This window comes from Peribacillus sp. ACCC06369 (assembly GCF_030348945.1).
GTDB lineage: Bacteria > Bacillota > Bacilli > Bacillales > DSM-1321 > Peribacillus.
The window spans coordinates 1,429,372-1,453,489 of the sequence record NZ_JAUCEN010000002.1; the positions used below are offsets into that span (position 1 = coordinate 1,429,372).

Consider the following 24,118-nt stretch of genomic DNA (forward strand, 5'->3'; position numbering starts at 1 on the left):
GTGAAATACTTAACAAACTTATTGTATAACATTATACTTTTTTTGAAAAGAGGAGATGTTGGCCATTTTTATTTAAGGCTATGTTAAAGGTGAAGGTAAATTAATAAAATAGATAGATAGTTTAAAGGGTTTGCATGGCGTTTGATTAAAGGTGTAAGTCCAGGAAAATGCGTCGCAAATAGTATCAATTGCAAAAATTGGCTATTAATCAAAATAAGATTATAATAAAAGGATTTTTGTAATTACATATTCGAATGCAGCAGTTGATGAATTTAAAAGTCTAAATCTTCGGTGTACAGGAATCATTTTTTTACTTACAAGACGTAGTTTGTACACATTAAAAATTTTTATTAATCGCTAAGTTAAAAAGCCAAATTATCTGATGATTAGGAACGGTTTGCAGTTCATTTAGGTGGGACTGCGACATACTGAAAGGGTTGTAGGGACATCGGTATTGGATAAAGACAGGGCCTTTGGGGGCTAAGCAAAGAAGAGGATTTATATCTTAGGGTATACTAGGCCGAACCTATACGAAGCGAAGTATGGGTTTTCGTTTTGTGATAAAAAGGAAATGAAGAATCGAATCCTACTAAAATAGATTATTATTCCTTTGACAATCTCCTGAAACTCCTTTATATTTAGCTAGTAACTTTAGTGCTTAAAAGCGTTTCAGTAATTATGAGGAGTGAAAAGGTCAGATCCTTACCTCAGAGAATACACAACATGAAAGCGGGGAAATACATCATGCGTCTTGAAGATGCAAAGCTAAAACTCTCCTTACCTGAAGCAATCGGGGTTTTGGCAGTTCTTTTCTTAATCATTGCAATTGGTATCATACATTATGGACTGGCCCCCCATATTCCAATAATAGCTGCTATCCTATTTCTATTTGTTTATGGAAAGATCAAGAAGCTGCCATTTTCGATTATGGAGGCGGCTATCGTCAAAGGTGCAGTTTCTGGTATGGGAGCTATCTATATATTCTTTTTCATTGGAATGCTAATTTCGATCTGGATGGCAAGCGGGACGATCCCTACCATCATGTACTATGGGTTTGACTGGATTTCTGGTGAATATTTCTATGCGGTCACATTTCTGGTGTGTTCGCTAATTGGGCTCTGTATCGGGAGTTCACTTACAACATCAGCCACGATCGGAGTTGCTTTCATAGGTATGGCGGCGGCGATGGATTTATCGTTGGCAATTACAGCCGGTGCAATCATTTCAGGTGCATTTCTTGGGGATAAAATGTCTCCATTATCCGACTCGACCAACCTTGCTTCGGGAACGGTTGGAGTACCATTATTTGAACATATTAATAATATGCAGTGGACAACGATTCCAGGTTTTTTAATATCACTTATCATCTTTTACTTCCTTTCACCGAATGTCAAACTGGCTCGTGTTGAGGAGGTTGAAGCCATGACCAAAGCCTTGGAAATGGAAACGAACATTAGCATATTGAGTTTGATTCCGTTTGTCATCGTTCTAGTCATGGCTTTGAAAAAGGTGTCGGCGATTCCGACATTGTCAGCAGGAATCGTTTCGGCGGCTGTCATTGCTTTCATACAAACGCCAAGTTTGACCGTTGCAAAAGTAGCTGATATCTTATATGGCGGTTTTGTACTTAAGAGTGGAATGGATCAACTTGACTCAATCCTATCGCGGGGTGGCATTGAAAGTATGATGTTCTCCGTTTCGATGGTGTTGTTGGCATTGGCGATGGGCGGACTATTGTTTGAATTAGGAGTCATCCCTTCTATTTTAAATGCGGTCCAGGATTCATTGACGAGTGTAGCGAAAGTGATTTCAGCTACCGTATTTGCAGGAATCAGCGTGAATTTCCTAGTGGGGGAACAGTATTTGTCAGTTATACTGCCTGGGAAAGCCTTTCAGCAGAAATATGAAGATTTAGGCTTACAGCCAAAAACGCTTGGGAGGGTACTTGAAGATGCGGGAACGGTTGTGAATCCTCTGGTTCCTTGGGGTGTCTGCGGTGTATTCTTGACACAGGTATTGGGTGTTTCAACCCTTGAATATGCCCCATTTGCCTTCTTTTGCTTACTTTGCCCTTTGCTTAGTTTGATTTCGGGCTTTACGAAAATAGGTATCCATTATAAATGAAAAAACAGGCGGTCGTTTCGACTGCCTGTTTTTTTATATGAACTTCCATAACCTTGAGAGAAGGGAAAAACCCCCTGACATGAACTGCAAAGTCAGGGGGTAAAGAAGTTGATCGCTTATTTTGAAGACGCAATCTCATCTTTTGGGATGGACACGACCTTTTCTTTCTGTTCAAGTAAATTCATTCGCATTACGACATTTTGGAAAATGCCCATTGAAAGCATGAGTAGCAGTAAGGAAGATCCCCCATAACTGATGAATGGAAGAGTGATCCCTGTAATTGGGATAAGTCCAGTCACTCCGCCAACGTTGATGCCAACTTGAATGCCGATCATGGATGAGATGCCTATCAATAAAAGACTTCCAAATGGATCTTTGCATTTTGCTGAAAGTACATATCCCCTTAGGACGATAAAACCAAGTGTCAATAGAACGAATCCCACTCCGAATATCCCGAGCTCTTCTGCAATGACAGACATGATGAAATCAGTATGTGATTCAGGCAAGTACCCGTATTTTTGTACACTGTCACCAAGTCCCACTCCAGTAAGGCCACCGGATCCTATTGCGAATAATGAATTCACGAGTTGATACCCGCTTTCTCCTGCCGTTCCAAAAGGATCAGCAAACCCCGTAAAACGAGACACCTTATTTTCAGAGAGAATGGATGAGAAATTTCCTGTAACGAGTACTCCTAATGCAAATATGGCAACGAATATCGCAGTAATCAAAGAGAGTTTGAATATACTCTTAAAGGACATCCCGGATGAAATGATCATGGTACTTGAAATCAGGAAAATGACAGCTGCCGTTCCATAGTCAGGCTGTATACCGATTAAAAAACAGATGAATACCAGAAAGAAAATCGGGGGGATGACGGCTTTATCAATACTATTGATACGATCCTGCCTTTTTCCGTAAATGGCTGCAAGATAAATGATCATGGCTAATTTGGAAAATTCCGCAGGTTGGATCGATTTAGACCCTACCTTGAACCAACTTGTGGCATTTCCTGCTGTGTGGCCGAAGATAAATAGCAGCAAAAGGATACCGGCCATTCCAAACATCATAGACATCAAGAACATTTTGTTTTTGTACATCTTATAAGGAAGAATCATCGTGACAATCATTGCCAGGAATGAAATGAGAAAGGCCGTTTTTTGTTTCTCAAAGAAGAAATCCATGGGCTGGCCGTATCGAGCAACAGCAGTAATCATACTCGAACTGTAAATCATGACTAAACCAAACAAACAGAGTAATACGACAGCGATGAAAATAGGGAAGTCGTATGCTTTAATTATTCTTTTCACTTGTGCGCTCACCTCAAATATGTATGCGCGAAAAAATCGCCTTCTTATATAGTAACGGAAAATCGGTTATATAGATAATAATTTTTATTCGATAATATGAATTTATCCTCCATTACCCAACATTAAACACTAAAACCTGATAAACTTGTCTGCCGGATTTCTTTTTTGCTTATAGCCGAATTCGGATTCCTATACATTACCTTCGATAGCAAACGTGAATACTCCTTTTAATAAAGAAAACTTTTTACTATATATTCCATTTTTGCGGTGCTGATATGTGGAGAAGATTACTATTCAATGGTGAGAGGGATGGATTTCATGAGCATAACTACTTTTTAAAGCAGAAGAGATTCTATCGAAATAATCTCGGGATTGTTAAGAACCAAACAGGGGAAACGATTAAATTCGATGGTCCCCATTTCATCCTTGATTTTATTGATAGCCTAAGCTTCCTCCCTATTTTCCATATATCCCATCGGAGAGAGAAACGGTAGTGAACCTGGTTCCGATCAATAATATTATACAGGCTACTGTGTGTCTGGCATTATATAAAGAGGGTGCAGGGAAAACCTATCATTTAACTGATTCCACTTCTGTACGGCGAGTGCAATTTATGAACTTTTCGTTGATGAATCTGTATAAGAAAAGACCAAAAGACATATACAATGGTACTAAGCAATGGGCTCTTATCTATACGTCTTTATGGGCCTATTTAGGAGTGGAAAAAGAAACCCTTGATTATTGCACTTGAAATGGGCGTTTTGACAAGACTGCAGCCAAAAAGGATTTACTTCTGGAATGGTATGTCCTGATTTCAGGGAAGGGATTCCGGCTATGGTCGGTTAATATTCAAAGTATAAAAATGATTATGAATACCATATAAAAATAAGGTAAAAGCGAGGGGAGTAGTTATGGAAAAAATACATGACAAGTGGGAAGTGTTTTCTCCGGCAACAGGTGAGAAGATCGCGGAAATCGATCCAACGCCATTGACGTCGATACCTCATATATATAAGAAATCAAGACATGCGTTCAAAGCATGGTCGAATCTTCCCATCAAGGAAAGGCTGCACTATTTAAAACGTCTTCGTTTATTGATGGTTGAAAAAATGGATGAAATTGCGGAAGTCATTTCAAAAGATACGGGAAAAGTGAAAATTGAAGCACTGGTTGCTGACATCATGCCAACCATTGATGCAATCAAGCATATCGAGAAACATGCAGTGAAAACTCTTTCCGGACAGAAGGTAACCACTCCACTCATATTAATTGGTAAAAAATCATATGTCCATTATATGCCCCGGGGAACGATTCTCGTCATTTCCCCATGGAATTATCCGCTTCAGCTATCGATGGTCCCCATTCTTAATGCTCTAGCAGCGGGAAATACAGTCATCGCCAAGCCATCAGAAGTAACTCCATTAGTTGGGGTTTGCATCGAAAATCTGTTTCTTGAAGCAGGTTTCCCAGAGGGAACGATACAATTTGCCCATGGGGGAAAAGAATTGGGTGCAGAGTTGACTGAGCGAAAACCGGATTATATATTTTTTACTGGGTCTGTAAGGACCGGAAAAATGATTGGTGAGGTGGCAGCAAGACAACTGATCCCAACGACTCTGGAGCTTGGCGGGAAGGATCCGATGATCGTTTTGCATGATGCTAACCTGGAACGGGCAGTGAACGGGGCTCTTTGGGGGGCTTTTACGAACAGCGGGCAGGTTTGCATGAGTGTTGAAAGGGTTTATGTAGAACGTACTGTTTATAAGGAATTCCTAATGCTTCTTAAAGAAAAAACGAAGTCCATGAGGCAGGGAATGCAATTAAAGGATGATATCGGTTCAATGACTTTCCCGGCACAGGTTGATGTTGTGGCTGGACACCTGGAGGACGCACTGACTAAGGGGGCGATAATTGAAACAGGAACACCTCCGAAAGAGTGGAAAAGGGGACAGACCCATTTCATTCCGCCGACGATTCTGTCCAAAGTCGATCATTCCATGAAAATCATGAAAGAAGAAACGTTCGGACCCGTGTTGCCCGTTATGCCTTTCGACACGGAGGAGGAAGTGATCGCCCTAGCAAATGAAAGTGAATATGGACTTAATTCGAGCGTTTGGACGATGGACGGGGAAAAAGCAAGCCGGATTGCGTCACAGTTAGTAACAGGAGCGGTGACGATCAATGATGTGCTAATTACTGTTGCTAATCATCATTTACCATTTGGCGGTGCCAAACAAAGTGGCATTGGCCGCTATCATGGCGAGCATGGATTGAAGATTTTCTGTCATGAAAAAGCGGTCATGGTCGATAAAGGTAAAAAGAATTCAGAAATCCAATGGTATCCATATGAGGGGAAATACACGAGTTTTTTATCGCTGTTTCAGAACTACTTTTCTGCAAGACCGAACTGGATTCGTTTTGGCAAAGAATATTTGCAATTGATTAAATTAACCAAAGGGAAACGAAAATGAGATCCAATAATAAAAAAAGATTGTTATTTTCATAACGAGCGCGTATACTATCAATATACTTAATAACTGATTTTCCTTTTCAAAGGGGAGTAGCGTTAGGGTTCGCCCTAAAACAAAGTCGTCATTACGTGAATGGAAACATTCATCGGCTTTGTTGACATGTTTTCATGTTCAGCAAGACCTTTGCCTATACGGCAGAGGTCTTTTTATTTTGCCATTGCCGATAGGGAGGGAATAAAAACTATTGGAGGTTGAATGGATGGAAGCATCAATATTATTGGAATACGGCTGGGTCCTTCTTATCTTGGTTGGATTGGAAGGGATACTTGCTGCGGATAATGCAGTTGTCATGGCTGTCATGGTTAAGCATTTACCAAAAGAACAACAGCGAAAAGCCTTGTTTTATGGTCTGATGGGAGCTTTTGTTTTCCGCTTTGCAAGTTTATTCCTTATTTCCTTTCTTATCGACGTGTGGCAAATTCAAGCAATCGGTGCGATTTATTTACTTTTCATTGCTTTTCAGAACATTTACAAAAAATACGCTGTTAAAGGTGAGAAGGAAATCACAAAGCCTAAAAAGCAATCTGGCTTCTGGATGACCGTGGTAAAGGTTGAAGCGGCTGATATAGCTTTCGCAATCGATTCCATGTTGGCTGCCGTAGCACTGGCTGTTACACTTCCTGCAACAGGCTGGATGAAAGTCGGCGGTATAGACGGAGGGCAATTCGCTGTCATGTTCCTCGGCGGTATGATTGGTTTGATCATTATGCGATTTGCAGCAAATGCATTCGTGAAGTTGCTTCATCAGCGTCCTTCACTCGAAACGGCAGCATTTTTGATTGTGGGTTGGGTTGGAGTGAAATTGGCGGTACACACACTCGCGCACCCTTCACTGGCTGTCATCGATCATCATTTCCCTGAATCAACTCTTTGGAAATCGATTTTTTGGACCGTATTGATTGGAATTGCGGCAGGTGCATGGATCATTTCAAGCAAAAAAGAAAAAAAAGCGAAAGAAGAGAAAAAAATACAGGAAGCTTAAAAAAACAGGCGTGCTTGTCACGCCTATTTTTTTTGCTTTTTAATGTATTTATGGAGTGACCCTCAAAAGAGCAGGTAAGTTTACGAATGATATGTTAAAAGATGTGAATATTAAATTCCGGTTAGAAAAATGACAATTGTCCCATTGGATTGCAAAAAAATCCGTAAAAAGATATTTTACTGTAATTGCACTGTAATAAACGAGAAAAAACTAAGTATTTTATCATGTTGATATATTATGTGATTTCATTTATATCGCAAAAATAGTTCTTTTGGTACTGTCTTTTAGACTCCCTCCGCTTAAGATAAGTATGTTGATGCGTATTTTATGTTCAACAGGAGCGAGGTGAGCAAATGCTTGGTTTGTTGTTTACAGCATTCAAAAAAAAGCGTTCTTTAGAAGAAACCGTATTGAAAATTCAAGAAGGCGATATAAGCCTTCGTAATGATACTATAGAGTCGTTCAAACCTTTTATTGCGAAGACCGTCTCATCGGTTTGCAGACGTTACATATACGAATCAGATGATGAATTTAGTATTGGAATGATTGCTTTTAATGAGGCAATCGATAAATATTCCCCGGAAAAAGGCCGTTCTTTATTGGCATTTGCCGAAACCCTCGTTAGACGAAGGGTTATTGATTATTTAAGAAGCCAGTCGAAACGAAAAGAAGTATTATTGGATTTGACTCTGAATGATGATAATGATCAAAGCCATATATATATCGATAATGAAAATTCCATCAATGAGTACGAGAAGCAAAAGGAATCGGAAAGAAGAAAAGAAGAAATTCACCTTTATATAAGCCATCTACAGGATTTTGGTCTGTCATTTGAGGATTTAGTTGAAAACTCTCCAAAACATGCGGATGCAAGGAAGGGAGCCATCATGATCGCTAAATTGTTAATGGAAGATGACGAACTGAAAGAAATCCTGTTTGCAAAAAAGCGGCTGCCAGTAAAGCAGCTCGAAGGAAAAGTGGATGTAAGCAGAAAAACGATTGAACGGAACAGAAAGTACATCATTGCTGTTGCAATCATAATAAACGGAGATTTTTTGTACTTGAATGATTATATAAAAGGGGCTATCAATGGATGAAAAAAGGAGTTATTCTTTCAGTTAATAAGCGATTTGTAACCCTATTGACCCCCGAGGGTGAATTTCTAAAAGCCAAAAGGCAGGAACGGGCATATGAAGTGGGTGAGGAAATCACCTTTTCACCTGCTAAACAAAAGTTCACTTTAGCCTTTTCCAATTTTCATTCATCTTTCAAAAAAAAGGCCGTGCTAAGCATTGCTTCCACCTTCCTGATTCTATTTTCGATTCTTCCATCCTATTTCTCTGGGTCTGTTTCGGCATATATGACAATAGATGTGAATCCAAGCATTGAGTTGGAGCTTGACGATCATTTAGAAGTTCTCAAACTTACTGGCTTAAATGAAGACGGCAAGCTTGTGATTGGTCAGCTGAAGGATTGGAAAGGCAAGGATATTAAGACTGTTACAGTCCGAATCGTTGAAACCACGAAGCAACTCGGTTATTTGAAAGGAAATAAACAAATAGTCGTTTCCACTACATTATTGGATAAGAATAAAAAACTGGATAGGAATTTAAAAGAAGAGATAAAAGAAATAGCTGAGCAGGATAATGTTACTAAAACAAAGATGAAAGTGATTCAGGCAACAAAAAGCGATCGTGACCAAGCAAGGGAACAAGGCATATCCACAGGTAAGTATGTTGAAAAGAAGTTGAATGAAGATAAAGAAAAGGTAAAGGTCAATATGAGGGAACCTGCACCGGATAAAAAAGTCGAGGAAAAGGTTGATATTCCGAAAGTGAAGAGCGAAACGCTGAGTACAGAAAACAAATCGGATGGCGAAAAGGAAATAGAGAACAATGCAAATGCAATAAAACAAAAGCCGTCAAACGAAGTCAAACCAACTGAACGGAAAAACCTGGGAACACAAACTGCCCAAAATAAGGAACAAACTGATAGTAAAGCTGAAAATGGAAAACGGAATGAGGTAAATGGCTTCAAGGAAAGAAGCAGGGAGCCAAAAATAAAATCTGATCGCAATCAAAACAACCAATCAAAGGACAAGCATAAAAATGAAAAGTATGTTAAAAAGTTCGATAAGAAAAGAGTTCCATTGGTCAAAGAAAAGAATAATGACGATCCAGTAAAGTATGAAAAAAAAAATAAGCAAGTAAAGCAAGTAAAGCAAGTAAAGCAAGTAGAGCAAGTAAAGCAAGTAAAGCAAGTAAAGCAAGTAAAACAAGTAAAACAAGTAAAACAAGTAAAACAAGGTAAGCAAGATTGGAATAAGTCGAAAAGGGATAAGGGTAATAATGGACATGGGAATGAACGCAATAAGTAAAAAGAGTCCAGCACGCAGCTGGACTCTTAGCCATGGATATTCAATTGTGTTAGGAATTATTGACCTTTAAGTTGAGATTGTGCTTGTTGTACAAGACGTTTCGTAATTTCGCCGCCAACTGAACCATTGGCACGTGCTGAAGTATCCGAACCTAATTGTACACCAAACTCTGATGCAATTTCATATTTGATTTGTTCTAATGCTTGTTCGATTCCAGGAACAAGAAGGTTGTTACTGCTGTTAGCCATTTGAATCTCCCCTTTACTTTTTCAACGGCTTTTGCCGCTGTAATGATAGTATAAGTAGAATGAGGAGTTTTACTTATATGAGCGGCATCAAACTTATTGGTAAACCTACCTTTTTGTTGAAAGTAAGCCAGTTTTAAAAGAGAATGGAAAAAAGAATGAAAAAAGGGTAAACTAGATTATTAATGGTTATGTGTTCCACCTACATACATAATCATAAAGGAGTAAGAAAGGAAACTCTTTATGTTTGCTATCAAAAAAATATTATCAAAGTTAACACCAGCTCAGCTTATCGTCGGTTATTATTTTTTGGCCGTCAGTATCTCGACCGTACTGTTGAGTCTCCCGGTTGCTCTTAAGCCAGGCGTAGAATTTGAATTCATGGATGCTTTATTCACAGCCGTAAGTGCAGTAAGTGTAACAGGCCTAACAGTTGTTAGTTTGCCCGAAGTGTATAATGAGGTAGGCTATTTCATTCTAATGTTTGTTCTCCAATTTGGCGGTATTGGCATAATGACACTTGGTACGTTTTTCTGGTTGATTTTGGGTAAGAAAATCGGCTTGAAGGAAAGACAATTGATCATGACAGATCAAAACCAATCGAATCTTTCGGGGCTTGTTAAATTATTGATTCAAATCATTCAGATATTTGTCGTAATTGAAATGATTGGGGCTCTAGTTTTAGGCATTTACTTTCTGGATTATTTTCCAAACTGGAAAGAAGCCTTTTTAAATGGTTTATTTTTAGCCGTAAGTGCCACCACGAATGCTGGTTTTGATATTACCGGTATTTCAATGATTCCATTTAAAGACGATTATTTTGTACAGTTCATCACGATTATCCTGCTTACCCTTGGAGCCATTGGGTTTCCTGTCTTGATTGAGCTGAAAGAGTTTTTGTCCAATCGTGCCCGTACTTATAAGTTTCATTTTTCTTTGTTCACGAAGCTGACATCAGTCACTTTCTTTTCCCTTATCATTGGGGGAACGATCCTGATTTACCTGTTGGAAATGAATGGTTTATTTAAAGATAAAAGCTGGCATGAATCGTTCTTTTACTCTTTATTTATGTCTTCTAATACGCGAAGCGGCGGATTAGCAACAATGAATGTGAGCGATTTCTCGGAACCGACCCTTTTATTGATGAGCATATTGATGTTTATTGGGGCATCCCCTAGCTCAGTCGGAGGAGGTATCCGGACAACAACCCTGGCAATAATGATTCTCTTTTTATGGAATTTCATGAGGGGAAGGCGTTCCATTAAAGTGTTCAAGCGGGAGATTCATCCCGATGATATTCGAAAGGCAACTGCAGTTATGATCATGGGATCGCTCCTTTGCATAATGGCGGTCTTCATTTTATCGATTACTGAGAATTTTACTTTGATGCAAATCATTTTTGAAGTATGTTCGGCTTTTGGTTCAGTTGGCCTCTCGATGGGAATCACGCCTGAACTCAGTAATACCGGTAAAATTGTCATAATGATCATTATGTTTATTGGCCGTGTCGGGATAACATCCCTTCTGTATATCATAGGCCATAAAGAAGTTACGGAAAATTTCCATTATCCAAAGGAACGCGTCATCATTGGATAAATGAATTAAGTTGAACAGTGACCTTTCCATCGAGGAAAGGTTTTTTGTCTTGTTTGCAGGAATCATGAATAAAATGTTGAAATTTACCTATGAGTGGGTTTTTACCATTGTTATATACAGTATATGATTAATTTGCCCCCTTGCTTGCTGGAATTCGATCGGATGAAGTTTAAATCATTTTGGTAAGGAGGTGGAAGATGTGATGAAATATATTGGAAGGATTATTGTCCCTGTCCTTTTTTTTATATTGATATTGCCCTATTTAGGATGGCTGGGTCATGAAGAACGGAGGTTTTCCGCCTTTGCAGCAATATATTTAATCACCATTTTATCCATAGCTTGGTGTTTGGGTGCTATCTATGATAATAAACGGAAAACGATTGCTTTATTGCAAGATAGCGAAGGACGCTATCGCATTTTCTCCAAGTACTCTAAAGAATTGGTCAATAGCTTCAATGAGGTTATTTTCCAAACGGATGATAAAGGAAAATGGTTGTATTTAAACCCAGCATGGAAATCGATGAGTGGTGCAACCGTGAATGAGTCTCTAGGGCTTCACTTTTCTAAATATATGGATAACACTTCTTATCAAGACGTATTAAGGGTCTTTGCGGAATCCTTTCATCGAGGAAATAAATATTTTCGTGCGGACATTAAACTAAATGCGAAAAAAGGGACAAGTTGGGTTGAAGCATTCGTTAAACTAATTTACGATGATGCTGGGAAATTCATAGGGACGGCAGGCATTATTTCTGAAATTAATGAACGTAAACATGCGGAAGAGAAGCTCGTGAGCCTAAACGAACATTTGGCGATCACATCAAGCAAGTTATCAACGGCCGCCCAACTGGCGGCAGGGATTGCACATGAGGTCAGGAATCCGATGACAGCTATAATGGGTTTTGTAAAATTGATTAAAGATGGCGGTGCCGATAAACAGGAATACTATGATATTATTTTTTCGGAAATAAATCGAATCGAGCAAGTCCTGAATGAACTCTTGCTGCTGTCGAAACCTGCCGAGGCGGTTTTTCTAGAGAAGGATTTAAAGGAAAGCTGCAATCATGTCATAACCCTGTTGGAGACAAACGCCGTATTGAACAATATTCAAATTCATAAAAATTATGATACAGAACCCATTTTCATTTACTTTGATGAAAACCAAATCAAGCAAGTACTAATAAACATGATAAAAAATTCCATAGAATCGATGCCGGATGGCGGAAATATTTTTGTGAGCATATATGAAAAATATGGGGAAGTTTTTGTAAGCATTTTGGATGAAGGGGAAGGTATTCCGGAAAACTCCCTTCAAAAGGTGGGAGAACCATTTTTCACGACGAAATCATCAGGAACAGGATTGGGTCTTTCCGTTTGTTTTAAAATCATTGAAAAGCATGGAGGGAAAGTTTTTATCACAAGTGAACTAAAAAAAGGTACGAAAATCGTATGTGTATTTCCTATAGTCCAACCAAAGGAACACAGGGGAAATGAAAATGTACAAGGACTAAAGCGACATGAAAAAAAGATTTAATTATTGAAAAAATCGGAAAATTGTGTATATACTGTAAAAGAAAGAACATACTAACCGGTTAGTCAGTTTAAAAGGAGGAATTCAATTTGAACTTTGAACATACTCAAAAGGTGAAAAATTTGGAAAAGAAGTTAACGGAATTCATGGAAAAGTACGTATATCCAAATGAATCCGTATACCAAAAGCAGCTCGAAGCACAGAAGAGCCGCTGGAGTGAAATACCACCGATTTTAACTGAATTAACGGCAAAAGCAAAAGAAGAAGGATTATGGAATTTATTTTTACCTGATAGCGGTTATGGGGCGGGTTTAACAAATCTAGAATATGCACCGCTTTGTGAAATCATGGGGAGGTCGATGATAGGACCTGAAATCTTCAACTGTAACGCACCGGACACGGGCAATATGGAAGTGTTGGTGAGATACGGTTCAGATGAACATAAAGAACGCTGGCTGAAACCGTTGCTTGCTGGGGAAATCCGCTCATGCTTCTCGATGACAGAACCGGAAGTGGCGTCTTCCGATGCGACCAATATCGAGTGCAGGATTGAAAAGGCAGGTAATGAGTATGTCATAAACGGCCGGAAATGGTGGTCGTCAGGAGCAGGCGATCCCCGATGCAAGATTGCCATCGTTATGGGTAAGACAGATCCTGAAGCGTCCAAGCATGAACAACAGTCAATGATTCTTGTACCGCTGGATACACCGGGTGTGAAAATCGAGAGAATGCTCCCAGTGTTTGGTTATGATCATGCTCCGCATGGCCATGCCGAAATCAATTTTGAAAATGTGAGGGTTCCGGCATCGAATATACTATGGGGTGAAGGCAAAGGGTTTGCGATTGCCCAGGGAAGACTCGGACCTGGAAGGATACATCACTGCATGAGGCTTATCGGCGCTGCTGAAAGAGCACTTGAAGAATTATGTAAGCGTATTCAAAATCGTGTCGCTTTTGGTAAACCTTTGGCGAGACAAGGTGTGATCATGGAATGGGTGGCCGATTCACGGATTGAAATCGAACAAGCAAGACTTCTGACTTTAAAAGCTGCCTATATGATGGATACAGTCGGGAACAAGGAAGCCAAGGCGGAGATAGCCATGATAAAAGTAGTGGCACCAAATATGGCATTGAAAGTGCTGGACAGGGTCATTCAAGGATTTGGAGCTGCAGGTATTTCCGATGATTTCCCTTTTGCTGCACATTGGGCAAATGCACGGACGTTAAGGCTTGCTGATGGCCCGGATGAAGTGCACCGCTCACAAGTGGCTAAAATAGAACTTCGAAAATACCAACAAAAGCATGAGGTGAAAATATGAAAGTTACCGACCTATTCGATCTGACTGGAAAGACGGCGATCATTACCGGTGGAGGGAGAGGATTGGGAGAACAAATAGCTACCGGCTTTGCTGAAGCAGGGGCTAATGTCGTTCTTTGTTCAAGGAAGAAGGAAGCATGCGACGAAGTTGCTTCGCAAATCGAAAAGCTTGGGGTCAGGGCGCTTTCCTTCAAGTGCGATATCACCAATCCGTCGGATGTACAGGAAGTTGTTAACGAAACTTACCGGGAATTCGGTACGATAGACATTTTAGTAAACAACAGCGGGGCATCCTGGGGGGCTCCGGCCGTCGACATGCCCCTTGAAGCCTGGCAGAAGGTGATGAATGTCAATGTAACCGGAACCTTTATCATGAGCCAGACTGTAGGCAGGGTCATGATTGAGCAGGGACGGGGGAAAATCATAAACATCGCTTCCGTCGCCGGATTAGGAGGGACTGACCCGAGGGTGCTCGATACGGTCGGATATAATACGAGTAAAGGGGCGGTCATTACTTTAACAAAGGATTTAGCCGTTAAGTGGGGTCAGCATAATATCAATGTTAATGCAATCGCACCAGGATTCTTTCCGACAAAAATGACGAAAGGGGTTCTCGAGCAAGGAAAGAGTCCTATCTTGGATTCCACTCCGCTAAGAAGGTTAGGGAGTGATGATGATTTAAAAGGGGCAGCGGTTTTCCTGGCATCAAAGGCATCTGATTACGTGACTGGAAATATCTTGATTGTTGATGGGGGTTCACATGCAATGTAAAGAAAAGTAAGTAAATATGGCTGGAGGGTATGTAATGATGAAAGAAAAAAAATGGCTGTCCGTTTATCCCGATTCAATTTCAAAGGAAATAAAAGTTCCTGAGTTTCCGATGCAAAGAATCCTTCAAAATGCATGTCAGGCCTATCCAAACAATACAGCTATTACTTTTTTTGGACGAAAGATATCTTATCAGGAACTTTTTCATGCATCGCAAGCCTTTGCTTCAGCCCTGCAAAAAAAAGGCGTCCAAAAAGGTGATCGTGTCGCCATCATGCTACCTAACTGTCCCCAATACGTCATTGCATACTATGGATCTTTGACGACAGGAGCAATTATCACCCAAATCAATCCAATGCTGGTTGAAAGGGAGTTGCAGCATATCTTACAGGACTCCGGTGCCGAAACGATCGTGGTTTTGGATGGATTATATCCGAAAGTGAAAAGTGTCCAGCAGCATGCAAATGTGAAAAATATTATCGCCGTAAGCCTGCGGCCATCAGATGCAGATTTCCAGCCTGATGTTTCATTTGACCAATTCATGAAGTCAGGGGACGGAAAAATCAATCCAGTATCATTCGATCCGGAAAATGATATCGCCGTTCTTCAGTATACAGGAGGAACGACTGGCCGTTCAAAAGGAGCTATGCTGACTCACAGAAATATTCTGGCTAACGTCGTTCAATCATATGAATTCTTCAAGCATGAATTAAAATTGGGAGCTGAAAGAACGTTGTCGGTCATCCCGCTTTTCCATGTTTTTGGAATGACGTCCGCAATGAACCTATCCGTTTATATTGCTGGTGACTCAATCATGCTGCCAAGGTTTGAGATAGAAGAAGTGCTTGAAACGATAAAGCGAGAACAGCCAACCACTTTTCCTGGTGTACCGACCATGTATGTAGCGTTGACGAATCATCCAAAGGCAGAAGAATATGGAATGGGATCAATTCAGGTCTGTAACAGCGGAAGTGCACCGATGCCTGTGGAACTGCTACGTGAGTTTGAACGAAAATCAGGTGCGAAGATATTGGAAGGCTACGGTCTTACGGAAGCTTCGCCAACAACGCATTGTAACCCGGTATTTGCTGAAAGGAAGCCTGGGAGCGTCGGGATTGGTATCCCTTCGACTGAATATAAAGTGATGGACCTAGGGGACGGGACAAAAGAAGTGCCCACTGGCGAAATGGGGGAATTGGTCGTCAAAGGACCTCAAGTGATGAAAGGTTACTGGAATATGCCTGAGGAAACTGCGGTCACTCTTAGGGATGGTTGGCTTTATACGGGGGATATCGCCAAAGTTGATGAAGAAGGGTACCTCTATATTGTCGACAGGAAAAAAGATTTGATCATCGCAAGTGGGTTTAATATATATCCGCGTGATGTGGAGGAAGTTCTCTATGAACATCCTGCTGTCCAGGAAGCGGTTGTCGTCGGGGTTCCGGATGCTTACCGAGGGGAGTCGGTTAAAGCGGTGCTTGTACTTAAAAATAATAAAAAGGCAAGTGAACGGGAAATCATTGATTACTGCCGTGCAAACCTATCGGCCTATAAAGTTCCGAATTTTGTTGAATTTCGTGAAGAGTTACCGAAAACAAATGTCGGAAAGATTTTAAGGCGAGCTTTAAGGGAAGAACTTTCCAGGAAATAAGAAGGAAGTACGAAAGCGTATGATATCAATTCAGCTGAAATTTTAACAGATTGCGAGGATGCATACATGAAAGAAAAAATGACAGAACATAGCATACGCTTATTTGAAAAGAAGGGCTTTAGTGAAACGTCGATTTCTGATATCGTCGAATCGGTCGGGGTGACGAAGGGAACGTTTTATTACTACTTTACGAGCAAAGAGCAGTTGCTTATGGATATTCATCTAGCATATATAGACGAGTTGCTTAGTGAGCAGGAAATAATCATTTTGGATCCTGGGAAAAGCTGTAAGGATAAGCTTTTCGATATGGTATATATGCTCTTAAAAAGCATCAAAACCAAAAAATCCAGCGCCACGGTCTTTTTCCGTGAAATGAAAAATCTAAGTGACGAAAAACTTGCACAAGTCCTTCCTAAGAGGGATGATTTCCGTAATAAAATCGAGCAAGTGCTGATAGAAGGCATCGAGAGCGGAGAACTACGTTCCAATCTCGATGCATCCATCATCTCTTTTGCTATTTTGGGTGTGACCAATTGGAGCTATCATTGGTTTGACCCAGAAGGTGAAAAAAACGAACAGGAAGTGGCAGCCATTTTTATGGAGATGATTCTGCATGGAATTGAAGCGTGACTAGGTTACATACTAACCAGTTAGTAGAGGGGAGATGGATGGCATGACCGACAAGCAAATTCAATCAATAACCGTAATCGGGGCTGGGCAGATGGGGCATCAAATTGCGATGCTTGCTGCACTTGGAGGTTACGAAACGATTCTTCAGGATGTTCAGGAAAAAGCGTTGAATGCAGCCAAAGAAAAATTGGACGTCATTTTGACTAAATGGGTCCAAAAAGGAAAATTGTCTGAAGATCGAAAATTGGCGGCATTTAGCCGTCTTCAATATACTACCGATTTGGAGAAAGCGGCCAGTGGAGCTGATTTGATCATTGAAGCGGTTGTTGAAAAACTTGATGTGAAGCAGGAAGTTTTCGCTAAACTGGAGCAATTGGCACCAACAGAAACCATTTTTGCAACGAATAGTTCAACGATTGTCAATAGCCTGCTGTCAGGTGTGACGAATCGTCCGGATAAGTTCATTAATATGCATTTCTTCTTCCCGCCTCTAATAATGGATTGTGTTGAAATTGTAATGAGTGATCAAACTTCTGAAGAAACCGCTAAGCTTGCGATGGAAGTCACAGAGAAAATGAATAGGACAGGAGTTTTGTTGAGGAAAGAAATATCGGGATTTGTAGCCAATCGAATTTTGGGAGCGTTACAGCGTGAGGCCCTATATTTGTATGAAGAAGGAATTGTGGATTATAAGGATATCGATTTAATTTGCAGGAAAGCGTTAGGCCATCCCGTCGGTCCATTTGAACTGATGGATTTATCAGGTATTGATGTAGGATATTTTGTCATGCAGCAACGATACAATGAAACTGGAAATCCAGAAGACAAGCCAAATGCTTGTATAGAAGAAAAGGTTAACAAAGGACATTTAGGAAGGAAAACAGGAAAAGGTTGGTATGATTATCCAAATCAAGGAGTGAAGAATCGATGACACAGTTAATTAGAGTGGAAAAAGAAAATAAGCTTGCGATCATAACCATTGATAATCCTCCATTAAACGTAATCAGCAAACAGGTATTCAAAGAATTGGGAGAAATATTCACTGAACTTTCAAAGAATTCTGAAACTGTAGCAGTACTCTTAACGGGTGCAGGCAATATCGCATTTGCGGCTGGTGCTGATATAAAAGAATTCCCTAACATGATGGGAAACCCGAATATGAAAGAATTGGTAAGGGAAAGTCATGCCGTCTTAACCAAAATAGACATGTTCCCTAAACCTACGATAGCTGTATTAAATGGCCTGACTTTAGGCGGCGGATGCGAATTGGCTCTGTCCTGTGATATGCGTGTCGCTGAAACACAGGTGCAAATTGGGCTGCCGGAAGTGAAATTAGGCTTATTTCCTGGTGCTGGCGGTACACAGCGTTTGTCCAGACTTGTAGGGAACGCAAAAGCAAAGGAGATTATATTCACCGGTGATCCGCTTGATGCCAAAGAAGCGGAAAAGATCGGGCTTGTCAATAAAGTCGTCGAGCAAGGCTGCGGTTTATCGGAAGCGAAAATCTTGGCTTCAAGAATGACGAGGCACTCTTTACAAGCACTTTCAAGAATCAAGAAGGCGATTAATGAAGGAAGTGAGGCAACGCTTGAACAAGGACTAGAGCTAGAAACGAATCTTTTTGAAGAAATCTTCCAAACTGAAGATGTTAAAGAAGGGGTTTCCGCTTTTCTGGATAAGCGTAAACCTGCTTTTGTACATCGTTAAACAAGGAGGGGTAATATGCATGAATTTGAAGTCAACGTCCGTTTTTCAGAAACGGATGCTTTGGGCCACATCAATAACACAAGCTATTTCATTTACCTCGAAGAAGCCCGCATGAAATTTTTTGAAGCCTTGGGGCTAGCGACGAAAGTCGAATCGTGGAATTTTTTGTTAGCCTCCACAAAATGCGACTTTATTGCTCAGGGATATTTCAATCAACTCTTGACCATTCGTTCATCTTTGACGAAGGTGGGGACGAAAAGCTGTGAAATGGTCCATGATATTCTCTGTTCACAAACTGGTGAAGTAATTGCCAAGGGGAGTGCAGTTTTAGTCTGTTTCAATTTTTTGAATCAAAATAGTGAACCTATTCCTGAAAAGATTAAAGAAAAGCTCATCTCACATCTTGTTCATAATTAGAATGATAAAAGTCTAAAGGAGTGGAGGAACATGGTTGACGATACGATTCCTGTTCGGCCTGGAGAGGAACTGAATGTTCATTCATTAGAAGGCTTCCTAAGAAAAAATGTTTTGGACCTTCCAAATGAACCGTTAGAATTGCAACAATTTTCCACAGGTTATTCAAATTTGACCTATCAGCTGAAAATGGGGGAGTGGGAGGCAGTCCTCAGAAGGCCGCCGCTTGGTCCTGTCGCTCCAAAGGCACATGATATGAAGCGTGAACATCATATTCTGGCCTCAATCAACCCATATTTTCAAGCCGCTCCCGAGCCAATTCTATTCTCGGATGATGAGTCTATTGCTGGGGCCCCTTTTTTCCTAATGGAAAGGAAACATGGAATTGTAATAGACAATGAGTTTCCCAAAGGAATCGAGCCTACTCCTGAAAGGTGCCGACAGCTTTCTTATGTCATGGTCGATCGGCTTGCTGACCTACACTCGATCCCACATGAGAAAACGGGTTTAGTGGAAATCTCCAAACCGGAGGGATTCATTGAAAGACAAGTAAACGGTTGGATTTCCCGTTATGAGAGAGCAAAGACAGATGAAATAGAAGAAGTGCGGCCGCTTATCGAATATTTGCAACAGAATATCCCGAAACATAGCCAGACTTCAATTATCCATTATGACTATAAGATCAATAATGCCATGTTTAACCATGACCTTACAGAGATGGTAGGTTTATTTGATTGGGAAATGTCCACCGTTGGTGATCCGTTAGCCGATCTAGGAGTTGCTTTAAGCTACTGGACGGAAAGCGGTGACCCGGAACCTATCAAAATCGGTGTGGGTCAAGCGTCCGTCACGACTTTAACTGGTTTCCTGACAAGAAGGGAATTTATCGAGACGTATGCAGCAAGAAGCGGCAGGGATGTTTCCAACGTCGATTTTTATTTAACCTTTGGTTACTTTAAGTTAGCTGTCATCCTTCAGCAAATCTATTACCGATATAAAAAAGGCCAGACTAATGACCCCCGTTTTTCCAATCTCGGAAAAACGGTTAAAAGCTTAATCAGCCATGCAGCAAATGTAGCTGCGAAGGAAGTTTAATAATATGGAGTATGTACAAAACATTCATTTGTTATTAAAAAAAGAAGAGATAGATGGGGAAAAGCTTCAAGAAGGGGAAAAAGTTGCAGTCGTCCTGGATGTGTTATTAGCGACCACAACGATTATTTCAGCACTTCATGATGGAGCACGCCAGGTGATTCCTGTCATGGATCCAATTGATGCCTTAGTGAAAAGCCAGGAATTGGGCCATGGAGATACTCTAGTGGCAGGTGAACTTAAAGCAAAGCCGGTTGAAGATTTGATGTACCCAAGTCCGACGCTATTGAGTAAGTTGGTACACGGCAAAACACTAATACTGTCTACGACTAACGGAACGGTAGCGTTGAGAAATTCTGCCGCTGCCAAAAAGGTTTACATCGCTTCTTTGCTGAATAATCCGTCTGTTGCGGAAAAAATAAAAAAACATCATAAAACAGAAACGATCGTCATCGTTTGTTCGGGAAACTCAGGTGAATTCAGTCTGGAAGACTTTTATGGTGCAGGCCATTTGATAGATTGCCTGATTGCTGGATCACAAGATCCATTCATGCTCAACGATGCAGCAAAGGCTGCAATTGCGCTTTATCGCACGAATAGCGAAAATGCCCTTGATATCTTGCAATCATCATATGTCGGACAGCTGTTTGACAAACACAGCTTGATCGCCGATTTGGAATTGGCGGCCCAAAAAGGTTCGATAGATCTTGTTCCGGAGTTGGTGGATGGAAGAATCGAGGCGGAATTGAAAAGGCAGGAAACGTAGTAACAAAATCCAGATATGAGGTGAAGGGAATGAGGTTTTCACAGTCAATAGCGGTGGTGACAGGTGCAGGTTCTGGTATTGGGAAAGCTACAGCGATGCGCTTATCGGACGAAGGGGCAAAAGTGTTGTTGGTAGGGCGGACGAAAGGAAAGCTGGAGGAAGCGGCAGCTGAAATCAATGCCAGGCACACGATTCCCATGGCCGATATTTTCCCTGCGGATGTAACCGTCGAGGAAGATGTAAAAGAGCTGTCCATGTATGTGAAGGAACAATATCGTGACCTTCACATCCTAATCAATAACGCAGGTGGATCAAAGTCCTCGAAGCTTTTGGATACATCTGCAGCTGATTGGGATATGATTCAACATGTCAATTTGAAAAGTGTCTATTTAGTTTCCAAATACTTAGGGAAAGTGATGGAAGAAGGAGCGAACAGTGGAAATGAAGGTTCTATCAACAGGGCAATCGTGAATGTGGCTTCACTGTCAGGACATCAGGCAGGGGCCTTCATCCCGCATTACAGCTCTGCTAAGGCAGGGGTCATCAGTTTAACGAAATCATTGGCACTAGAACTCGCTGCAGTCGGCATTCGGGTCAATTCCGTATCTCCGGGGTTTATTGAAACGCCATTAACGGAGGATGGATTGCAGAATGAAAAATTCGTAAAGTCCATTCAGAGGAACACGGCACTGGAAAGAGTGGGGAAAGCGGAGGAAATCAGTAATGTCATTACCTTTGCTGCTTCTCCGGAGGCTTCCTATATGACTGGGACAGATATATTGGTGGATGGCGGCTGGTTGATCAAATAGAAAAAGGGGATGGGTAAATGTTAAAAGAACACTTGTTGACAGAAGTTATCGATAATGTATTGATCCTGACGTTGAATCGTCCTGAAAGCCTGAATGCATTTAGTCCTGATATGATTGCAAATTTAACGAGAACGATTAAGGATGTTAAACAAACGCCACATATAAGGGCTGTCATCATCAAAGGGGCGGGTCGGTCATTCACTGCAGGAGGAGACGTTAAGTCGATGGGGAAGGCATCTGCAGGTCAATTGTATGATCATGTTGGCAGAATGAACGAATGCATTTTGGCTCTCGATGCATCTGAGGTTCCCGTTATCGCTGCCGTCCATGGATTTGCGGCAGGGGCCGGTTTCAATTTGGCACTCGCTTGTGATTTGATAGTGGCTTCCGATGATAGTCAATTTGCCATGAGTTTTTCACAGGTAGGCCTGATTTCAGATGGAGGGGGTTCGTATTTTTTACCAAAGTTAGTAGGCCCCCACCTTGCAAAGCAGCTCTTCTTTTCAGCAGAGCCGATTTCTGCGGAACGCTTATACCAGTTAGGTGTAATTAATTATTTATATCCACTCAATCAACTTGAAGAAGAAACATTGAAACTAGCGGAAAAGCTTTCAAATGGTCCAACAAAAGCATATGGAATGATGAAAAAACTCGTTAGCCATTCATTTACGGCTACATTGGATGAAATACTCGAACAGGAGCGAATCACGCAAACCTTGATGGCTTCCACAGAAGATCATCTAGAGGGGGTGGCAGCATTCAAAGAGAAAAGAAAACCGGGATTTACGGGGAATTAATAAGGGGGGAACAATGATGAGAGCTATTCAATTTGAAGAATACGGCGGACCGGAAGTACTGAAAATGACTGAAATGGAAAGGCCCGTGCCAACTGGGCATGAAGTTCTGATTGAAATCGATTGTGTCGGCGTCAATTATGCGGATACAGCCAGGAGGGAAGGACAATATGTAGTACCTACGCCGCTTCCGTTCATTCCAGGTGCGGAAGTGGCGGGCGTAGTGGTGGAAGTTGGTGGAAAGGTGACTAAAATCAAACCTGGCACAAGGGTCGTGAGTTTAATTGAATCGGGTGGGTATTCAGAATATGCCCTATCTGATGAATTCTCTGCCATTCCGCTTCCTGATGCCATTAAGTTCCATGAAGCTGTTGCCTTACCCCTTCAAGGCCTGAGCGCCTATCATATTCTAAAGACAATGGGGCGCATGCAACAGGGGGATACGGTATTGGTCCATGCTGCAGCAGGGGGAGTGGGAACGATTGCAGTCCAGCTGGCCAAAATCTTCGGGGCTGGAAAAGTGATTGCAACTGCCAGCACAATGGAAAAGTTGGAGCTAGCTAAAGAGATGGGGGCAGATGAACTTATCGATTATACCAAAGAAGGATGGGAACTGAAAGTCCGTGAAGCCACGGGAGGAAAGGGAGTCGACGTGGCGCTGGAAATGGCTGGAGGGGATATTTTCAAGAAAACATTGAAATGTTTGGCACCATTTGGCCGTCTTGTCGTTTTTGGTAATGCCAGCCGAGAGCCTTATACGATGAACCCACAGCAATTAATGAAGCGCAATCAATCCGTCGTAGGTTTTTTCCTGCCACAGATCATGAAACACCCAGATTTGCTGTTGCCTAGCATTGAAGACCTTTTTTCTTACGTGGCGTCAGGGGAGCTTAAGCTAACTATCGGCGGCATATATCCGATTGAAAAGGCCGCGGATGTCCATGAAGAAATGAACGCCCGTCAAACGAAAGGCAAGTTGATTTTGCAGGTTAAATGATAGTAAGGGGTGTATACCTAAGCGATACACCCCTTGGCTAATAAGTGGATTTCACTTCCTTAAGAACCACTCAATCCGTTTCAACGCTAACATCTTTATCAGGATGCATAAAGAGAGGTTGCGGCGCTCTTTTAGCCTCTAACAGTTCACGGTTTTCGGTTGAATTCCAGCCTATATCATTGGTGGGGTGTATCCATTCGTCTCCAGCCATGATTTCCGGGTCGGTATCTTCGCTCCAATTTTCGAGTGGTGAGTTTTCAGATGCATATTTACTGTCTCCAATGACGACTCCGTAATCATTGACGAATGGAGCTTGTGGTTTTATGCCGGTTCCTTTAAAGCTTGGCGCGTTAATTTGGTGGGGTTGTGTATCGTCGACAATTGGTGAATCCAATTTCTTCTTCATATAGTATCTCCCTTTCCGTTTTACGGTTATTTTTCTCGTCTGTCCCTATATTATCCCTGAATAATTTTCG

Annotated in this window: 22 protein-coding genes; 19 read left to right on the forward strand and 3 right to left on the reverse strand. The window is 41.3% G+C overall.

The window, feature by feature from the left end:
• Positions 1-744: 744 nt before the first annotated feature.
• Positions 745-2,124 carry a Na+/H+ antiporter NhaC gene (nhaC, locus tag QUF78_RS07830; protein ID WP_289324230.1) on the forward strand — a complete coding sequence of 460 codons (1,380 nt, stop codon included), beginning with the start codon at positions 745-747 and terminating at the stop codon, positions 2,122-2,124.
• A gap of 116 nt (positions 2,125-2,240) precedes the next feature.
• Here nhaC and QUF78_RS07835 read toward each other — a convergent pair whose 3' ends face one another.
• Complete coding sequence (locus QUF78_RS07835) at positions 2,241-3,434, reverse strand: FtsW/RodA/SpoVE family cell cycle protein (protein WP_289324231.1); 1,194 nt, start codon at positions 3,432-3,434, stop codon at positions 2,241-2,243.
• A gap of 911 nt (positions 3,435-4,345) precedes the next feature.
• Here QUF78_RS07835 and QUF78_RS07840 point away from each other — a divergent pair.
• The 4 genes from QUF78_RS07840 (at position 4,346) to QUF78_RS07855 (ending at position 9,324) form a co-directional block, all read left to right on the forward strand.
• Positions 4,346-5,905 (forward strand): aldehyde dehydrogenase family protein, encoded by a 1,560-nt coding sequence (locus tag QUF78_RS07840; protein WP_289324232.1) that lies wholly within the window; start codon positions 4,346-4,348, stop codon positions 5,903-5,905.
• Positions 5,906-6,164: 259 nt separating this feature from the next.
• Positions 6,165-6,947: a TerC family protein gene (locus tag QUF78_RS07845; RefSeq protein ID WP_289324233.1), complete on the forward strand. Its 783-nt coding sequence runs from the start codon at positions 6,165-6,167 to the stop codon at positions 6,945-6,947.
• A gap of 353 nt (positions 6,948-7,300) precedes the next feature.
• Entirely contained in the window at positions 7,301-8,044 is a 744-nt protein-coding gene (sigI, locus tag QUF78_RS07850) for an RNA polymerase sigma factor SigI (RefSeq protein ID WP_289324234.1), read from the forward strand.
• Entirely contained in the window at positions 8,041-9,324 is a 1,284-nt protein-coding gene (locus QUF78_RS07855; RefSeq protein WP_289324235.1) for an anti-sigma factor domain-containing protein, read from the forward strand. The genes sigI and QUF78_RS07855 overlap by 4 nt, the downstream gene beginning before the upstream one ends.
• A 56-nt stretch (positions 9,325-9,380) precedes the next feature.
• Here the strand turns inward: QUF78_RS07855 and QUF78_RS07860 are convergent, their stop codons facing one another.
• Positions 9,381-9,572 (reverse strand): alpha/beta-type small acid-soluble spore protein, encoded by a 192-nt coding sequence (locus QUF78_RS07860; RefSeq protein WP_034314196.1) that lies wholly within the window; start codon positions 9,570-9,572, stop codon positions 9,381-9,383.
• A 240-nt stretch (positions 9,573-9,812) separates the two neighbouring features.
• Between QUF78_RS07860 and QUF78_RS07865 the strand changes: the two genes are divergently transcribed.
• From QUF78_RS07865 to QUF78_RS07930, 14 genes are all read left to right on the forward strand, one after another.
• Complete coding sequence (locus QUF78_RS07865) at positions 9,813-11,165, forward strand: TrkH family potassium uptake protein (protein WP_289324236.1); 1,353 nt, start codon at positions 9,813-9,815, stop codon at positions 11,163-11,165.
• Between the two features lie 202 nt (positions 11,166-11,367).
• Complete coding sequence (locus tag QUF78_RS07870) at positions 11,368-12,699, forward strand: ATP-binding protein (RefSeq protein WP_289327266.1); 1,332 nt, start codon at positions 11,368-11,370, stop codon at positions 12,697-12,699.
• A gap of 86 nt (positions 12,700-12,785) precedes the next feature.
• The gene (locus tag QUF78_RS07875; RefSeq protein WP_289317340.1) at positions 12,786-14,015 is read left to right on the forward strand and encodes an acyl-CoA dehydrogenase family protein; all 1,230 of its coding nucleotides are present in this window, start codon (positions 12,786-12,788) and stop codon (positions 14,013-14,015) included.
• Positions 14,012-14,785 carry an SDR family oxidoreductase gene (locus QUF78_RS07880; RefSeq protein ID WP_289324237.1) on the forward strand — a complete coding sequence of 258 codons (774 nt, stop codon included), beginning with the start codon at positions 14,012-14,014 and terminating at the stop codon, positions 14,783-14,785. The genes QUF78_RS07875 and QUF78_RS07880 overlap by 4 nt, the downstream gene beginning before the upstream one ends.
• A gap of 37 nt (positions 14,786-14,822) precedes the next feature.
• Positions 14,823-16,433 (forward strand): long-chain-fatty-acid--CoA ligase, encoded by a 1,611-nt coding sequence (locus QUF78_RS07885; protein ID WP_289327267.1) that lies wholly within the window; start codon positions 14,823-14,825, stop codon positions 16,431-16,433.
• A gap of 66 nt (positions 16,434-16,499) precedes the next feature.
• Positions 16,500-17,063, forward strand: coding sequence for a TetR/AcrR family transcriptional regulator (locus QUF78_RS07890; RefSeq protein WP_289324238.1), 564 nt, complete (start codon positions 16,500-16,502; stop codon positions 17,061-17,063).
• Positions 17,064-17,106: 43 nt separating this feature from the next.
• On the forward strand, positions 17,107-17,994 hold the full coding sequence (locus tag QUF78_RS07895; RefSeq protein WP_289324239.1) for a 3-hydroxyacyl-CoA dehydrogenase family protein: 888 nt from the start codon (positions 17,107-17,109) through the stop codon (positions 17,992-17,994).
• Positions 17,991-18,770: an enoyl-CoA hydratase/isomerase family protein gene (locus QUF78_RS07900; protein WP_289324240.1), complete on the forward strand. Its 780-nt coding sequence runs from the start codon at positions 17,991-17,993 to the stop codon at positions 18,768-18,770. The genes QUF78_RS07895 and QUF78_RS07900 overlap by 4 nt, the downstream gene beginning before the upstream one ends.
• A 15-nt stretch (positions 18,771-18,785) precedes the next feature.
• Complete coding sequence (locus QUF78_RS07905; RefSeq protein ID WP_289324241.1) at positions 18,786-19,187, forward strand: acyl-CoA thioesterase; 402 nt, start codon at positions 18,786-18,788, stop codon at positions 19,185-19,187.
• 30 nt (positions 19,188-19,217) lie between these two features.
• Positions 19,218-20,279 carry a phosphotransferase family protein gene (locus QUF78_RS07910; RefSeq protein ID WP_289324242.1) on the forward strand — a complete coding sequence of 354 codons (1,062 nt, stop codon included), beginning with the start codon at positions 19,218-19,220 and terminating at the stop codon, positions 20,277-20,279.
• A 4-nt stretch (positions 20,280-20,283) separates the two neighbouring features.
• Complete coding sequence (locus tag QUF78_RS07915; protein ID WP_289324243.1) at positions 20,284-21,042, forward strand: 2-phosphosulfolactate phosphatase; 759 nt, start codon at positions 20,284-20,286, stop codon at positions 21,040-21,042.
• Positions 21,043-21,071: 29 nt separating this feature from the next.
• Positions 21,072-21,851 carry an SDR family NAD(P)-dependent oxidoreductase gene (locus QUF78_RS07920; RefSeq protein ID WP_289317332.1) on the forward strand — a complete coding sequence of 260 codons (780 nt, stop codon included), beginning with the start codon at positions 21,072-21,074 and terminating at the stop codon, positions 21,849-21,851.
• Positions 21,852-21,868: 17 nt separating this feature from the next.
• Complete coding sequence (locus QUF78_RS07925; RefSeq protein ID WP_289324244.1) at positions 21,869-22,648, forward strand: enoyl-CoA hydratase/isomerase family protein; 780 nt, start codon at positions 21,869-21,871, stop codon at positions 22,646-22,648.
• A gap of 16 nt (positions 22,649-22,664) precedes the next feature.
• Complete coding sequence (locus tag QUF78_RS07930) at positions 22,665-23,642, forward strand: quinone oxidoreductase family protein (RefSeq protein WP_289324245.1); 978 nt, start codon at positions 22,665-22,667, stop codon at positions 23,640-23,642.
• A 70-nt stretch (positions 23,643-23,712) separates the two neighbouring features.
• Here QUF78_RS07930 and QUF78_RS07935 read toward each other — a convergent pair whose 3' ends face one another.
• Positions 23,713-24,048, reverse strand: coding sequence for a DUF3905 domain-containing protein (locus QUF78_RS07935; RefSeq protein WP_289317329.1), 336 nt, complete (start codon positions 24,046-24,048; stop codon positions 23,713-23,715).
• Between the last annotated feature and the right edge of the window lie 70 nt (positions 24,049-24,118).

What these genes read in the sequence shown, in the direction of transcription:
- nhaC (WP_289324230.1), top strand. Translation starts at nt 745, where the DNA reads ATGCGTCTTGAAGATGCAAAGCTAAAACTCTCCTTACCTGAAGCAATC.
- QUF78_RS07840 (WP_289324232.1), top strand. Translation starts at nt 4,346, where the DNA reads ATGGAAAAAATACATGACAAGTGGGAAGTGTTTTCTCCGGCAACAGGT.
- QUF78_RS07845 (WP_289324233.1), top strand. Translation starts at nt 6,165, where the DNA reads ATGGAAGCATCAATATTATTGGAATACGGCTGGGTCCTTCTTATCTTG.
- sigI (WP_289324234.1), top strand. Translation starts at nt 7,301, where the DNA reads ATGCTTGGTTTGTTGTTTACAGCATTCAAAAAAAAGCGTTCTTTAGAA.
- QUF78_RS07855 (WP_289324235.1), top strand. Translation starts at nt 8,041, where the DNA reads ATGAAAAAAGGAGTTATTCTTTCAGTTAATAAGCGATTTGTAACCCTA.
- QUF78_RS07860 (WP_034314196.1), bottom strand. Translation starts at nt 9,572, where the DNA reads ATGGCTAACAGCAGTAACAACCTTCTTGTTCCTGGAATCGAACAAGCA.
- QUF78_RS07865 (WP_289324236.1), top strand. Translation starts at nt 9,813, where the DNA reads ATGTTTGCTATCAAAAAAATATTATCAAAGTTAACACCAGCTCAGCTT.
- QUF78_RS07870 (WP_289327266.1), top strand. Translation starts at nt 11,368, where the DNA reads ATGAAATATATTGGAAGGATTATTGTCCCTGTCCTTTTTTTTATATTG.
- QUF78_RS07880 (WP_289324237.1), top strand. Translation starts at nt 14,012, where the DNA reads ATGAAAGTTACCGACCTATTCGATCTGACTGGAAAGACGGCGATCATT.
- QUF78_RS07885 (WP_289327267.1), top strand. Translation starts at nt 14,823, where the DNA reads ATGAAAGAAAAAAAATGGCTGTCCGTTTATCCCGATTCAATTTCAAAG.
- QUF78_RS07890 (WP_289324238.1), top strand. Translation starts at nt 16,500, where the DNA reads ATGAAAGAAAAAATGACAGAACATAGCATACGCTTATTTGAAAAGAAG.
- QUF78_RS07895 (WP_289324239.1), top strand. Translation starts at nt 17,107, where the DNA reads ATGACCGACAAGCAAATTCAATCAATAACCGTAATCGGGGCTGGGCAG.
- QUF78_RS07900 (WP_289324240.1), top strand. Translation starts at nt 17,991, where the DNA reads ATGACACAGTTAATTAGAGTGGAAAAAGAAAATAAGCTTGCGATCATA.
- QUF78_RS07905 (WP_289324241.1), top strand. Translation starts at nt 18,786, where the DNA reads ATGCATGAATTTGAAGTCAACGTCCGTTTTTCAGAAACGGATGCTTTG.
- QUF78_RS07910 (WP_289324242.1), top strand. Translation starts at nt 19,218, where the DNA reads ATGGTTGACGATACGATTCCTGTTCGGCCTGGAGAGGAACTGAATGTT.
- QUF78_RS07915 (WP_289324243.1), top strand. Translation starts at nt 20,284, where the DNA reads ATGGAGTATGTACAAAACATTCATTTGTTATTAAAAAAAGAAGAGATA.
- QUF78_RS07920 (WP_289317332.1), top strand. Translation starts at nt 21,072, where the DNA reads ATGAGGTTTTCACAGTCAATAGCGGTGGTGACAGGTGCAGGTTCTGGT.
- QUF78_RS07925 (WP_289324244.1), top strand. Translation starts at nt 21,869, where the DNA reads ATGTTAAAAGAACACTTGTTGACAGAAGTTATCGATAATGTATTGATC.
- QUF78_RS07930 (WP_289324245.1), top strand. Translation starts at nt 22,665, where the DNA reads ATGAGAGCTATTCAATTTGAAGAATACGGCGGACCGGAAGTACTGAAA.
- QUF78_RS07935 (WP_289317329.1), bottom strand. Translation starts at nt 24,048, where the DNA reads ATGAAGAAGAAATTGGATTCACCAATTGTCGACGATACACAACCCCAC.